The organism is Agrobacterium tumefaciens, from assembly GCA_025560025.1.
In the GTDB taxonomy this organism is placed as follows: Bacteria; Pseudomonadota; Alphaproteobacteria; order Rhizobiales; family Rhizobiaceae; genus Agrobacterium.
The window spans coordinates 873,110-886,044 of sequence record CP048485.1; the positions used below are offsets into that span (position 1 = coordinate 873,110).

Here is a 12,935-nt window from a genome sequence, read left to right on the forward strand (position 1 = left end):
ACGTTTGTTAACAGGCGCGAATTTTCATCGCCGCCTGTGTGGCCACTATTTTAAAATCCGTATGCGTCTGAAATATCATCGCCTTCGCCCCAAGGACGGTCAATGAAGCGCATTGTAATATCCGCAAGGAGACAACAGAAAACGCGCTGATGGGCTTGCTGTGGGCGAAATGGATGGAAAAGGGCTCGATCCATCACACGAACAGGACGAACGCCGATAGGAATACGAGTGACAGGCTGCATGCGATGCCGGGAATGCTCATCATGTGCTTTCCTCCTCAAGGCTGCGATGTGACGGCTTTAACAGACTGAGCCTCAAGCCGGTTGCGCAAAACTACCGAGATTCCGGCAGTTTGTTCATAAGTCAGCATTTTTAGAGCTGGGTGGTCTTTGAACCTTCTCTGTTTCTTCGGTGTATTATCAGAGACGCCGGCCCGCTCGACACCGGCGAAAAATAAGGCATAATCCTGCGATGACAGAGCGGACGCGCACACGAAAAGCTATATCCATTGGCCTTGGCTTAGCATTATCTGGGTTTGGCCTGTTGGGCTTCATCTATATGTTCCTTTTCTCTGGCCCTGTGACGCTGTTGGTCTGGGCAGCGCCGATAACTTTGCTAGCCTCTGGTGTGGCCATTCTTTGGGATGATGTAAAACCCTCATGACCCAGCCACAAAAAGACTACGACAAGAGTCTTGACCTGCATGATTCCGAATGGGGCAAAGATGGTAAGAAAGCCCCCATGTTCGGACCGGGCGCTTTCTGGTTCTTTCGCGTAATTCTTCCGACGATTATTACGGGTATCGTCATAGCTTATGGCGTCAGTTGGTTTTTAGTCTCGGTAGTTGGGATGCCGACAGGCCGCTGACGCTTCCGATAAACGGCACGCTCTTGTTCGTGATGTTCTTCAGCGCCGGCGCCGATCCTGTGGCTGCTGCATTCCGCAATGCATTGAAGCCTTGAACCGCTGCACGGTCGGCCACGTTTGCTGCACCGAATCCAATAACACCCGGAGCAGCAGCGCCGATAGCGATTCCAGGAGGGCCAAAGACGCTGCCCAATAGCCCGCCAACGGCAGACCCGGCGCCAGCAGAAACAACGCCGCGCGGGGCAAACTTGCTGAGCCAGTTGACGACGCGCGGCGTCATCTCGCTCTTAGCAAGCTGCCGGATCAAAGCCACTTCCTCACCTGAAAAACCTTTTTCCTTGCCTTTGGCGATCTGCGTGTAAAGCTGAGACGCCTTGTCGCGAATGGCATTCTGCATACCGGACTGAGAATATTTCGCGCTTTTCACGTCAGCGAGGTCGAACAGTTCCTCAATCTTTTGAGCCTTGGCCCGCTTCGCCCAAACCGAGTTTGCCTCCTTGAACAGCTTGAAACCCTGCACGTTGCCGGTCACATCGTTTGCGGTCGCATTATCCGCAGCAGCATCGATGATGGTTTTCATTCGCATCAACGTGCGTTCGTCCTGCGGCTGGGCGTTCTTCATCGCAAGATTGACTTCCTGCCGAAGCTCATGGAACTGCGACAGGGATATTGGCTTGCCCCGCAACGCCTGAATGTCTTCGACAATGCCGAGTGTGTTGGGACGCAGCTTGTCGTTCGGGCGGCCAGCCGCGAACGTCATGTTGTTGATGAGCTTGTCCGTTGTTTGCGGTTTCAGAACGATTTGCGCCTGATCGGCCTGTTGGTACAGGTTTTGTGCCATGCTGGTCAGGACATCGACAGACGGTGCATTTACTATGGAAGCATTGCGGGCCGCTGCTCCAGCATAAATATCCGCAGCCTTAGATACCCCGGCACCGGTTACGCCGCCAACGAGCGCGCCAAATAGCGCTCCTTCTCCTCTGCCGCCCGGCCTTGCCTCTCCCGCTCCTGTCAACGCCCCATATCCAGCCCCTTCGAGCGCTGCGGCTCCTGTCCTGCCGATGACTGGCAAAGAACGACCGGCTAATGTCGCACCAGTGCTGGCAATCGTGCCGCCTGTCGCCAAACCGCCTGCAAGCTCGCCAACGGTGGATGCAACGGGGTTCTGGCTGCGCATCGCTGCCTTTTTGGCGTCTTCCTGCTTTTGGGCTTCGGAATAGCTGGTATTCCCCCCGAGCGAACGGGTCGCAGCTACCGCTTCATCGTCCCAGCCGAACAGCGGAGCACGCTGCGCACCGCTTGAAAATGCATCGATCGATTTTGCGATGGGACCGAGCGGGTTGTAAGCCCCGCTGTAAATGCCACTGGAATAATACTTGTCCCGCTCCACTTCCGCTGACCGTTCGGATGCGCCAGGCAGGCGGCCGGTTTTCGGGGCGGCTTGCTGATCCGGTGTTGCTGGCGCTCTCTGGCCGAGAGCCGCCGCAATCTCGTCCACGGTCTTTTCCTGATCGGCGCGGGACAGAGAGAGGAAAGAATCGTCTACCTCGACATCGCGACCGTTGATTTCAAGCATAGCCATTATTTCACCCGCCATTTCGTGCCACTGGTCGTGCGGCCGGTATCGACCGTCGCCGCGCCGCTGGACGGCACGTATTCGTTGCCAGATGCCTGAGCCTCAAGTTTGCGCACGCCTTCGCTAACGGCGTCGTTGAAGTCATCGAGCGCTATCTTGAAATCCTTCTCGTTCTGAGCCGTGTTAAGCCGGACATAGGCGTCTTCAGCCTTCTTGCCTTCGAAGTCGGTAATCTGACCGCCGCCTTGCAGCAACTGGCGAGCCTGAAGGAATGCGCCGCCCTGAAGCTGATTGATCTTGCCTTGCACGCGATTGGATTCCGGCGACCGATTTGGCATGTCGGACCGGAGCAAAAGGCCACCCGTATTCGGCACGGATCCGAGCATATTCGGCAAGTATGGATCGGTTTTCAAGTCGTTGACCTGTTTGGCCACCATAGCCGCCGTTTGACGAGCGGAACCAAGTTGGCCTGCTGCCTCGCCCCGGCTCTTGCCGGAGAGCTTTTCGCGCTCAGCATCAGCAAGGTTTTTCGGCGTCTCAGAAATTCGCGCGCCGGTCCGGTTGTTAATCGTAAGCGTTCCTGTGCCGGTGTCGATGTTGCTGGTTCCCGGCGTCGGCGTGAAGCCATCCGGCAACTTTGTCTGCTGGAAGGTGCCGTTTTTCGATAGCTGACCGAGAACAGTGCGTCCCTGTGCATCGGTACCGTACACCGGAGCAAGACCGTATTCGGCATCGTCGGCACCACCGACGCCACCCGGCGGCTCAATCCACTGGCGGGTATTGGCATCGTACAGACGTTTTCCAACGGCCATCAGATTGCTTTTCGGCTTCTTAGCTTCCATATCTGCGGCATAGTGCAGCTTGAAAGCATCTCCGCCGCTGAGCATTCCGCTTTCCACGGCTTGCGCCAGTTCTGGATTTGCAGTCTTCAGGAATTCCACGGTGCGGTTCAGCTTTCGCGCATCGGAAAATCCCTTTGCGCCGAGCGCCGCCTGTTCAGTGCCGGTTTTGCCGGACAGCAGCCCAAGGCCAGACTGAAGCAGAGCGTCACCATTATTGTTCAGCCATGATCCGAAGCCCTGATTTTTGAAGGGTGGGACAGGTGCCATGTTCAAGCACTCCTCATGTTTGCGTTACCGAAGTCACCGCTGCTGAACACGCCGGGGAACTCTTGGCCGGAGGCTCGGAGTTTTTCGGCTGCTGCTCGCAACACGAACTCGTTCACGGAAAGCCCCTCGCGCTGCGTTGCGTCGAAAAGGGCTGTTCTGAAACCGGCGGTCACCCGGTTATCTCGCAGCATCAGATTTACAATCTCGGCTTTGGGCTGCCGCTGGCGCTTGGCTTCTTTCATCAGAGCCTCCTTGAAACTCAAATCACGAGAATCATAGGCTATTCTCTACCCCTTGGGGATTTGACATGTGTGGACATTTGGCGGTTTTCTCGGGTTCAAAGGGGAACGCCGATGCGGTCGATATAGCGGCGAACGTCTGGGTGTGACCTGTTGCCGCTCCGAAGCAACTCAAGCGTTGCGTGGTCGCCCTCCATTACCATCTCAAGCGCGACGGCGGAAATCTGCAACGGAGCGCCCGGGGCAGACTGACGCCCAATGCCGTGCTGCCGGTTCCATCGGCGGATAGTTCGGGGGCAGACCGCCGCCCGGTGTGCCGCCTCGTTAATCCTGATTATCTCATCTGGTCGCATCGGAACCGGCGTTCGTGCAGATTCGATCAATGAAAGGCCCTCTTCATCGTGCGATCCACTACCCGGACGCCCAGTCGCTGAGCCCAAGCCTTCGCATGTCGTCGAGCTTCTTCTGCGCATTGGCCCATCCATAATCCTTGCCGCTCTCCGTCATCAAATGACAGCTCTACGAGGCAGAATGTCGGTGCGTTAAAAAACGGAATTATGCCTTGCGGGTCGCTATCGTTATCGCGAAACACGCCGGTTATCTGAGTTTGCACGATTTCGATTTGTTCGAATACGTCACCCACCAACACAAAATTTTCGTTCATGGTGCAGCCCTCCAACCGCGGACGGTACGCACGATCAAGAAATCATTCTCGGAAGCTTTCGACTTGCGAGGGTGTCGTAGGTGAAAAAGAGAGTTTGAGGCTTTCACCCCTTCAAGAGCAAAAACACCTTGCTGCGAATGAGCGGTCGATTTTTTTGTTTTCGCGTAAAAAGTCTTTTTCTTTGTTTTTGTCTTTTTCTCTGTCTTGTTTCCATCTCCCTCTACATCTCTATCTCCATCTCTGTATATCGAAAGGCTTTGGATAGGCTTTGCAAAGGGTATCATCGGAAGCCTCCATTAAGGTATCTGGTTGATGCCAGCCGGTCGGGCATGCCGAGCACGTTCGAGGCTGCTTTGTCAGTCTCCTGCTTGTCCGCAAAGTCACGAGATACTTCAAACTCGAGCTGGGTGGACGCCCGCAAAGCGTCACTTTCAATAGCTGCTATGACACGCTCTATCCCCAGTGCATGCTTTCGGTTGGTAGGCGGATTCGTGTCAAACCAACCACACACGAACACCTCAAAAGTTTCGGGGTCGCCTATAACCAAACCCGAGTTCTTCAGGGCGGCTAAAGCGCTGCGATATTGCTCTCCTTGCCATCCCAAATCATCTACGGCATATCCTTCAGGTAAACGGAAGCAACCTGTGATGTTCTGGTGTTCGCACGTCATGAGATAGAGCATCAACAGCCTCGCCTCATCGGTCGGGAGCGCCTTGAAAGCTTTGTTGCGCCAAATTTTGGGGGAAACCTTTGTGAAATCGCGCATCAGCCGTACACCTTCCGATTAACTCGGAAGTTCTGCGCCAGCTTGCACGCCTCGCATGCTTGAAGGGCAGAAAGACCAAATTCAGCTTTCAGGGTTGGAACCGCCTGGGGCGGCGGCTCCTTTTGTTCGGCAAGCCATTGGGCTGCACGTATAACCTTTGGGTTATTTTTCGGCTCCCTCATGCGGCGGCCCTCCCATCTGTCTCGGAGGCTTCAGCCGGGATTATCTCGACTTCGGTATGCAGCAGGTAGCGCGCGTGCGACCCGGGGAAGGGGCCGTCGTGAGCTTCGTTCACTGTCTCGATAACAAGGCCGAAATCCTTACGCAGCCGATGAATATATGCGGACCAACGCGGGCCGGGATGATCGATCGGAGTGCAGCCGTGCTTGCCGGCGTCAACAAGGTTCTTAAGCGCCCAGCCAAATCGGCCAATGAGCTTGAACGGCTGCCCGTCAGGGAGAACACGGGCGGTTGTGATGATACGTTTCGTCATGCTGCCAGACCTCCAAGGCCGTGAAGCTGGCAAATGGTCTTCGCATGCCAGAAGGACACGCGGCACCGACGCATGACGGACTTGACCGCCAGCAATTCAGATTGATTTTCGGGGGTGGATTCTGTAGGGTTCCAAGCATCAAGCCCAGCCAGAGCATTGATATTGGAACCCGGTTTAGCGCCTGCCAGCGCGGCCGGGTTTTCCGTTTTCATCAGGACACCTCAAGCGGCGCGCTGCTGTTTCGCGGCTTCAATGGCGCCGAGAATTTCAGACTGAGGAAAGCGGCTTGTTCGGCCGAGCTTGACCGGCTTTTGAAGTGTGCCGTCGTTTACTCGGTTCCAAACCGAAGCCCGGGAGATGCCAAGAAGTGCACCCACTTCCTTGTCGGTCAAGAGCCGATCGGCAAAAGGGAGATTGCTATTTGTCGCATCCATGTGATTTACCTCGTTAGGCTGCGCGGTTAACGAGGATTAGACTATGGTAGACGAAATGCGCAGTCTAAACAAACACTTGCGCGCGATTGCGCGCGCTTGCCCGGCTTCTGCGCAGGCCTTGCGCGGCTTCTGCTCGACGGTTGCGCGGATTATTGATCGTATTTCCCAGCGTTCTTTAACTCATATACTCTACGGGATACGCCTGAAGATATGCCCTCAAGAGCGCAAGCTTTCTGGTGAAGATTTCGCGTTATATGGCCGTTCCGTTCAGCTTTGATCTGATCATAAATCGCGGAGGCCTTGTCCTCTATCGCTTTGACAGCATCGCTGTTGGTAGGCTTCGGCGGCGGCGGCAAAAGCGCCTCAAGATCGGCTTCTTTGACGAAAATATGTTCATACCCATTGCCAGCAAAACCAGAGCCATAAGGCGCGGCCGGGTTCATCCGGCACATGGTGAGACGGTTTTCTATGTCGGGTACATTCCACCACTCTTTAGGCCGTAGCGATGAGAATGCGCCCCCATGCGTCGGCAGCGTCACATATCCAAGCTTGCCGTCTCGCAGCGCATCCTTCACAAGACCGACAACACGCGCCCATCGGTCTTTAGCTTTGATCCGTTTTCGGTTCTCTTCGGGTATCAAGCTTCTCCCATATAGTACGGCCTCGTCGCTTAGTACTCGGCGCGTTCCAACACGGTCATCAGGTGAAATGGGGCTTGATCTAGCAGTCTGAAGAGGGAGCAGTAATTCAAACGTTTCGACTTTCCACGAAAGCTTAGAGGGGTCCGTAGAGGCGATTAAAGCGGATAGCTCGCGCAGGTAATCTTCGTAAGCCCGCTGGTAAGCGCCACCAGCGAGCCCGCGCGCAATCAAGTCCTGCGGCGTCTCTATCGGAGGCGCGGTAAAAAGTTCGTTTCCCGCCCATTCGTCTGCATAGGTCGCCTTGCCGATGCGCCGTATGGCGCGGGCTAAGAATACAAACCCATATGCATCATCCGGCCACAAATTCGGTTTTGACCAGAACTGATAACGTTCATTCATTCGCTGCACTCCGCGAAAGCACCAGATACCGCAGGGAAACCAAAGGTGCAGTGGCTTGTCGGATGGCCGTCCTATACCTACGGATTCGAAATCCTCTATCCTTCAGCAACCAGCCGCAGGACTTGCCCGCCCTTACCCGTCACATGCTTTGCCCAGCGCTCAAGAAGCTTGCGGCGCTGCTCTAGGAAATCAGTGCGCCGATAAGCTCGCTCAACTTTACCGCCCACGGTATGCGCAAGCGTTGTTTCCGCGATGTCATGTGGTGTGTCGGTGGTTTCAGCGATCCAATCCCTTAATGACGAGCGGAAGCCGTGGGGGCGATAAGGCATCTTAGCCCGCTCCATCAGCCTGGACATCGTGGCATCAGAAATGACGCCTTTTTTGACGCTGGGGAAAAGAAACCCATCACGAGCCAAAGGTGTGGCGGCTTTCACGACTTCAAGCGCTTCAGGGGGCAGGGGAACGCGAAAGTCGGGCGTCTTGCCTTTCCGGCCCTTCATTGTCTCCCCTGGTATCGTCCACACGTCGTCATCGACCTGGGAAAGATGGAGAAAGCGCAACGGGCGAGAGCGAACGCCTGTCAGGATAAGAAGGCGGAGGGCTAGATGGGTTATCGAGCCATCAGAGAGACGCTCGTAGAAAGCTGGCACATCTTGCCAAGGCATTGCTGGGATATTTGTCGCGTCGTGGCGCTGTTGGCCGAGTAATGCACGCGCTTTTGCCGTCGCTTGCAAATCCACGTCTAGACCAAGAGCTGCTGCATGTCTCATGCAGATATCCAGGCGATTGAGTGCCTTTTGAGCCGTGGCCGCTTTGGTATGCCAGATGGGTGAGAGTGTATCGCGAATTTGCGTCTGTTCGATCTCGGCAACGGGCGTCTTCCCAAGCCTCGGCAGAACATGAATCTCTAGAGGACTGAACCAGCGCCCCGCTTTACCATCATCTTTCAGTTCCGCCTTCCTGCTTTCAAATGCATCCTCGGCAACGTCCTTTAGAAGATGAAGACGTTTGGCGGCTTCTCGCCTCCGTTTCTCGCGTTGGGTAATTGGATCCAAGCCAGAGCGGATAACAGCACGCCAGCGTTCCGCGCCTTCACGCGCCTCTTTCAATGAGACTTCCGCAATAGCGCCTAGACCCATTTCCCGGCGCCGTCCGTGGATAGTGAAACGCAACACCCATTGGCCGCCGCCATCTTCGCGCTTGAAAAGCCAAAGGCCGCCACCGTCTGCGTGCTTTCCGGCCGAAGAGTTCTTTACCGAAAGCGCCGAAAGCCTGTTGAGAGTGCGCACCACCAATCCACCTTTCAATCCACCCAAAGCACCTAGACTTGCGTAGACTTCATTATACGTGGTTGATTGGCGATAGGCAGCAGGAAACTTTGCATATCAAGGTATATTAGAAGGCGCTAGGCGGCGCTGGAAACTGTTAGACTTCAATTCAATGCCCGCCGTCCGCACCATTTTCATTCCAGATTACAAGATTTCTCTCTGGTTTTTCTGCGACCTGCGGGCTTTCCGCATGGGTTTTACGCCGGATTCGCTCATTTTTTGGCATAGACCGCACTGAATCAGGCGGGTTAGCCTAAAAAATGAACGTGGTTAAGCAGACGGCATTTTTCCGTAAAAATCACCCAAAAGAGCCTATTGACCTTGCCACGATGGGAAGCCCTATCTTTTTTTAATACAAGAAAAGAGGGGTCATAAGCATGTCACAAATCCAGCTCCGGGCGAGCCATACGATAGCCATCGATGGGATGACATGCGCCTCTTGTGTTGGCCGTGTGGAAAAGGCGATTGCCAAGGTGCCGGGTGTCCTCAAGGCTTCGGTCAATCTGGCAACGGAACGCGCCGATATTTCTTTTTCCGGTCCGCCTGATGTACTGGCCGTTATCGATGCCGTCCGGAATGCGGGATATGGCGTCGAAGAGAAAACCGTCGAGCTCGATATTGAGGGCATGACCTGCGCCTCCTGTGTCGGGCGTGTCGAAAAAGCGCTGAAGGCCGTCTCCGGTGTTTCCGGTGCGAGCGTAAATCTGGCGACGGAGCGCGCCACTGTCCGCGTTGCCGGCAATGCCGTCTCGGCCGCCACCCTGGCGGAAGCGATCAAGCAAGCGGGTTATAAGGCGAGCGAGACTGCCGCCGATAAAGCCAAGGGTGATGAGCCCGACCGACGTGAAGCTGAACTACGCGGTCTGAAAATCAGCCTTGCTATCGCGGTCGCCCTGACGCTGCCGGTCTTCGTTCTGGAAATGGGCTCGCATATGGTGCCCGCCATCCATGACTTCGTGATGGAAACCGTCGGCATGCGGGAAAGCTGGTATCTGCAATTCGCGCTGACCACGCTTGTTCTCTTCGGGCCGGGCTTACGCTTCTTCAAAAAGGGCATACCAGCGCTTCTGCGGCTGGCGCCGGACATGAATTCGCTTGTCGTGCTGGGCACCGCCGCCGCCTGGGGATTTTCGGTGGTCGCCACCTTTGTGCCCGAGATCCTGCCGAGAGGCACGGCCAATGTCTATTATGAGGCGGCGGCGGTTATCGTCACGCTGATCCTGCTCGGCCGTTTTCTGGAAGCGCGCGCCAAGGGCCGCACCAGCGAGGCGATAAAGCGGCTCGTTGGCCTGCAAGCCAAGTCGGCCCGCGTGTTGCGCAATGGTGAAACGATTGACGTGCCGCTGCAGGATGTTGTGGCCGGCGATGTGATCGTGGTTCGCCCCGGCGAGAAGGTGCCCGTTGACGGTCTGGTGCTTGATGGTTCCTCCTATGTGGATGAATCGATGATCACGGGCGAACCTGTGCCGGTGACCAAGGTGGCAGGCTCCGAAGTCGTCGGCGGCACGATCAACCGGAACGGTTCCTTCACCTTCCGCGCTACCAAGGTGGGTGCCGATACGCTGATTGCGCAGATCATCCGCATGGTTGAGGAGGCGCAGGCCGACAAGCTGCCCATTCAGGCTTTGGTGGACAAGGTGACCAACTGGTTCGTGCCGGCGGTGATGCTGGCAGCACTCGCCACCTTTATCGTCTGGTTCGTTCTTGGGCCGGAGCCGGCGCTTACCTTTGCGCTCGTCAACGCCGTCGCGGTTCTCATCATTGCCTGCCCGTGCGCCATGGGCCTTGCCACGCCGACATCGATCATGGTCGGAACCGGCCGTGCCGCCGAGATGGGTGTCCTGTTCCGCCGCGGCGATGCGCTCCAGACCCTGCGTGACGCCGACGTCATCGCCGTCGACAAGACCGGCACGCTGACGCTCGGCAAGCCGACGCTGGTTCATTTCACCACGACGGAAGGCTTCGATCCGGATGAAGTGCTGCGCCTTGTCGCCTCGCTTGAGAACCGTTCCGAACATCCGATTGCCGAAGCGATTGTCGAGGCGGCGAAACATGGTGGCCTGACGCTTGCCGACGCGGAGGGCTTTGAGGCCACCCCTGGTTTCGGCGTAGCGGCAATGGTTGACGGTCGCAGGGTCGAGGCCGGAGCTGACCGGTTCATGGTGAAGCTCGGTTACGATGTCACGATGTTCGCGGATGAAGCCGACCGGCTTGGCCGGGAAGGGCAGTCGCCGCTCTATGCCGCCGTGGATGGCAGACTGGCAGTGATTATTGCCGTTGCCGATCCGGTCAAGCCGACGACGCCGGAGGCGATAGCGGCTCTGCACGCACTTGGTCTCAAGGTCACGATGATCACCGGCGACAACCGCCGCACCGCCGAAGCCATTGCCCGCCGTCTCGGTATCGATGAGGTGGTGGCGGAAGTCTTGCCCGACGGCAAGGTGGACGCTGTGAAGAGGCTGGCCGCTGGCGGGCGGAAAGTTGCCTTTGTCGGCGATGGCATCAACGATGCGCCGGCCCTTGCGGCAGCCGATGTCGGGCTTGCCATCGGCACGGGTACGGATGTCGCCATTGAAAGCGCCGATGTGGTGCTGATGTCGGGTGATCTGCGCGGCGTTGCCAATGCCATCGCGCTCTCCAAGGCGACGATCCGCAATATCGGCCAGAATCTGTTCTGGGCCTTCGCCTACAATGCCGCGCTCGTTCCCGTGGCGGCCGGAATATTGTATCCTGTCAACGGCGTTCTGCTGTCGCCTGTCCTTGCTGCCGGAGCCATGGCGCTTTCCAGCGTCTTCGTCTTGACGAATGCGCTACGCCTCAAAAGCTTCCGCCCGCCGCTTGTGGACAGGTCATCCGACACGCAACTCGCAGCGGCCGAATAGGAGGCTGATGTCATGACGCCTGGAAACACAGTCTATCTGCCGCGTATCGGACGCAGCATTCTGGCGGCGCAGGGTGAAACCGTGCTTCAGGCCGCCCTTGCCGCCGGGATTTCTTATCCGCATGGCTGTCGCATGGGCCGGTGCGGGGCCTGCAAATCGCACCTCGTTTCGGGTGAGATCGACCTTCTCAAGCACACACCCTTTTCATTGACCGAAGAGGAAAAGGCCGAGGGCCTGACGCTCGCCTGCCGCGCCGTGCCGCTGAGCGACGTGACCATCGGCTGGCTCGACGGTGAGGATGAGTTCGCCGATATTCCGACCGGCCGTTTCGAAGGCATTATTGCGGAAGCGATTGACGCGACGCATGATATCAAGCTCATTCGGATCAGGCTCAACGACCGCGAACTGTTCACCTTCAAGGCAGGGCAATATGTGCGCCTGCTTTATCAGGACTGTTCGCCGCGTGACTATTCCATCGCCAGCCGCATCGATGAGGAACTGATAGAATTCCACGTCCGGCATGTCCCCGGCGGTGTCACGAGCGGCCATATTTTCGCGAATGCCAGGGCTGGCGACCCTGTCACGCTCGTCGGTCCCTTCGGGTCTTCATACCTGCGGGAAAAACATTGCGGACCGATCCTCGGCATTGCCGGCGGTTCGGGGCTGGCGCCGGTGAAGGCGGTGGTGGAGGCAGCGCTTGCCGCAGGCCGGGCCACGGGTCGCGAACGCCCGATCCACGTCTATTTCGGCGCCCGTGCGCAGCGTGACCTCTATATGGTCGACCGTTTCGAGGAACTTGCCGCAACGCACCGTAATCTGAGCTTCGTTCCGGTTCTCTCGAATGAAGAACATGCACAAATCCGGTGCGGTTATGTCGGCTCAGCCGTGGCGGATGACTTTGACGATCTCGATGGCTGGAAGGCCTATCTCGCAGGCCCGCCGGCGATGATCGAGGCGACGGTGCCGCAGCTTCTGGCAAGGGGCATTCGCACCGCCGACATTCATGCAGATGTGTTTTTCACTCCCGAAAGATAGGAGCAGGATCGATGAATATTGGCACAGCCGCCACCGCATCCGGTGTTTCTGCAAAGATGATCCGCCATTACGAAACGATCGGCCTGATCAAATCGGCAAACCGCACGGAATCCGGTTATCGGGTCTATACCGCCAACGATCTGGAAACGCTGCGCTTCATCAGGCGCGGGCGCGATCTCGGTTTTTCAATCGAAAAGATCCGGCAGCTCATGACCCTGTGGCGCGATCCGGGCGGCGCATCCTGCGATGTCAAGCGCATCGTCATGGAACATGTTGTCGACCTGGAAGCCAAGATGCATTCGCTTCGGGACATGGCCGACACGCTTCGAAATCTCGCGACCTATTGCCCTGATAATGGTGAGCCGGATTGCCCGATCATCCAGGACCTGGCGCAATCAGAAGATCCCGATTTTGCAGCGGTGGCGGCGGTGCCCAAGCGGTCCGGCATGCTGAAGGGCACGTCCGGTCCACTGACGGAATTACATCGCCTCGCGAAATAAACA

At 57.0% G+C, this 12,935-nt stretch carries 14 protein-coding genes; 3 read left to right on the forward strand and 11 right to left on the reverse strand.

The window, feature by feature from the left end; translation table 11 throughout:
• Nucleotides 1–819: 819 nt before the first annotated feature.
• From FY152_04315 to FY152_04365, 11 genes are all read right to left on the reverse strand, one after another.
• Complete coding sequence (locus FY152_04315) at nt 820–2,448, reverse strand: hypothetical protein (GenBank protein UXS31358.1); 1,629 nt, start codon at nt 2,446–2,448, stop codon at nt 820–822.
• Nucleotides 2,448–3,551 (reverse strand): hypothetical protein, encoded by a 1,104-nt coding sequence (locus tag FY152_04320; GenBank protein ID UXS31359.1) that lies wholly within the window; start codon nt 3,549–3,551, stop codon nt 2,448–2,450. The genes FY152_04315 and FY152_04320 overlap by 1 nt, the downstream gene beginning before the upstream one ends.
• Before the next feature lie 2 nt (nt 3,552–3,553).
• The gene (locus FY152_04325; GenBank protein ID UXS33202.1) at nt 3,554–3,796 is read right to left on the reverse strand and encodes a hypothetical protein; all 243 of its coding nucleotides are present in this window, start codon (nt 3,794–3,796) and stop codon (nt 3,554–3,556) included.
• A 373-nt stretch (nt 3,797–4,169) separates the two neighbouring features.
• Nucleotides 4,170–4,454, reverse strand: coding sequence for a hypothetical protein (locus FY152_04330; protein ID UXS31360.1), 285 nt, complete (start codon nt 4,452–4,454; stop codon nt 4,170–4,172).
• Nucleotides 4,451–4,738 (reverse strand): hypothetical protein, encoded by a 288-nt coding sequence (locus FY152_04335; protein ID UXS31361.1) that lies wholly within the window; start codon nt 4,736–4,738, stop codon nt 4,451–4,453. Before FY152_04335 ends, FY152_04330 begins: the two co-directional genes overlap by 4 nt.
• A complete protein-coding gene (locus FY152_04340; GenBank protein ID UXS31362.1) occupies nt 4,735–5,220 on the reverse strand; it encodes a hypothetical protein in 486 nt (161 codons plus the stop codon). The genes FY152_04335 and FY152_04340 overlap by 4 nt, the downstream gene beginning before the upstream one ends.
• A 178-nt stretch (nt 5,221–5,398) precedes the next feature.
• Entirely contained in the window at nt 5,399–5,713 is a 315-nt protein-coding gene (locus FY152_04345; protein ID UXS31363.1) for a hypothetical protein, read from the reverse strand.
• Complete coding sequence (locus FY152_04350) at nt 5,710–5,925, reverse strand: hypothetical protein (protein UXS31364.1); 216 nt, start codon at nt 5,923–5,925, stop codon at nt 5,710–5,712. The genes FY152_04345 and FY152_04350 overlap by 4 nt, the downstream gene beginning before the upstream one ends.
• A gap of 9 nt (nt 5,926–5,934) precedes the next feature.
• On the reverse strand, nt 5,935–6,147 hold the full coding sequence (locus FY152_04355; GenBank protein UXS31365.1) for a DNA-binding protein: 213 nt from the start codon (nt 6,145–6,147) through the stop codon (nt 5,935–5,937).
• 149 nt (nt 6,148–6,296) lie between these two features.
• Nucleotides 6,297–7,187: a hypothetical protein gene (locus FY152_04360; protein UXS31366.1), complete on the reverse strand. Its 891-nt coding sequence runs from the start codon at nt 7,185–7,187 to the stop codon at nt 6,297–6,299.
• A gap of 95 nt (nt 7,188–7,282) precedes the next feature.
• The gene (locus FY152_04365; protein UXS33203.1) at nt 7,283–8,476 is read right to left on the reverse strand and encodes an integrase arm-type DNA-binding domain-containing protein; all 1,194 of its coding nucleotides are present in this window, start codon (nt 8,474–8,476) and stop codon (nt 7,283–7,285) included.
• A gap of 416 nt (nt 8,477–8,892) precedes the next feature.
• Between FY152_04365 and FY152_04370 the strand changes: the two genes are divergently transcribed.
• The 3 genes from FY152_04370 to cueR are packed head-to-tail and all read left to right on the forward strand — an operon-like array spanning nt 8,893 to nt 12,932.
• Nucleotides 8,893–11,397: a copper-translocating P-type ATPase gene (locus tag FY152_04370; protein UXS31367.1), complete on the forward strand. Its 2,505-nt coding sequence runs from the start codon at nt 8,893–8,895 to the stop codon at nt 11,395–11,397.
• Between the two features lie 12 nt (nt 11,398–11,409).
• Nucleotides 11,410–12,432 (forward strand): 2Fe-2S iron-sulfur cluster binding domain-containing protein, encoded by a 1,023-nt coding sequence (locus FY152_04375; protein ID UXS31368.1) that lies wholly within the window; start codon nt 11,410–11,412, stop codon nt 12,430–12,432.
• A gap of 11 nt (nt 12,433–12,443) precedes the next feature.
• The gene (cueR, locus tag FY152_04380) at nt 12,444–12,932 is read left to right on the forward strand and encodes a Cu(I)-responsive transcriptional regulator (GenBank protein ID UXS31369.1); all 489 of its coding nucleotides are present in this window, start codon (nt 12,444–12,446) and stop codon (nt 12,930–12,932) included.
• Nucleotides 12,933–12,935: the final 3 nt, after the last annotated feature.

Excerpts from the sequence above, each read along its gene's own strand:
- FY152_04315 (UXS31358.1), bottom strand. The coding sequence starts at position 2,448 with ATGGCTATGCTTGAAATCAACGGTCGCGATGTCGAGGTAGACGATTCT.
- FY152_04320 (UXS31359.1), bottom strand. The coding sequence starts at position 3,551 with ATGGCACCTGTCCCACCCTTCAAAAATCAGGGCTTCGGATCATGGCTG.
- FY152_04330 (UXS31360.1), bottom strand. The coding sequence starts at position 4,454 with ATGAACGAAAATTTTGTGTTGGTGGGTGACGTATTCGAACAAATCGAA.
- FY152_04335 (UXS31361.1), bottom strand. The coding sequence starts at position 4,738 with ATGATACCCTTTGCAAAGCCTATCCAAAGCCTTTCGATATACAGAGAT.
- FY152_04340 (UXS31362.1), bottom strand. The coding sequence starts at position 5,220 with ATGCGCGATTTCACAAAGGTTTCCCCCAAAATTTGGCGCAACAAAGCT.
- FY152_04345 (UXS31363.1), bottom strand. The coding sequence starts at position 5,713 with ATGACGAAACGTATCATCACAACCGCCCGTGTTCTCCCTGACGGGCAG.
- FY152_04350 (UXS31364.1), bottom strand. The coding sequence starts at position 5,925 with ATGAAAACGGAAAACCCGGCCGCGCTGGCAGGCGCTAAACCGGGTTCC.
- FY152_04355 (UXS31365.1), bottom strand. The coding sequence starts at position 6,147 with ATGGATGCGACAAATAGCAATCTCCCTTTTGCCGATCGGCTCTTGACC.
- FY152_04360 (UXS31366.1), bottom strand. The coding sequence starts at position 7,187 with ATGAATGAACGTTATCAGTTCTGGTCAAAACCGAATTTGTGGCCGGAT.
- FY152_04370 (UXS31367.1), top strand. The coding sequence starts at position 8,893 with ATGTCACAAATCCAGCTCCGGGCGAGCCATACGATAGCCATCGATGGG.
- FY152_04375 (UXS31368.1), top strand. The coding sequence starts at position 11,410 with ATGACGCCTGGAAACACAGTCTATCTGCCGCGTATCGGACGCAGCATT.
- cueR (UXS31369.1), top strand. The coding sequence starts at position 12,444 with ATGAATATTGGCACAGCCGCCACCGCATCCGGTGTTTCTGCAAAGATG.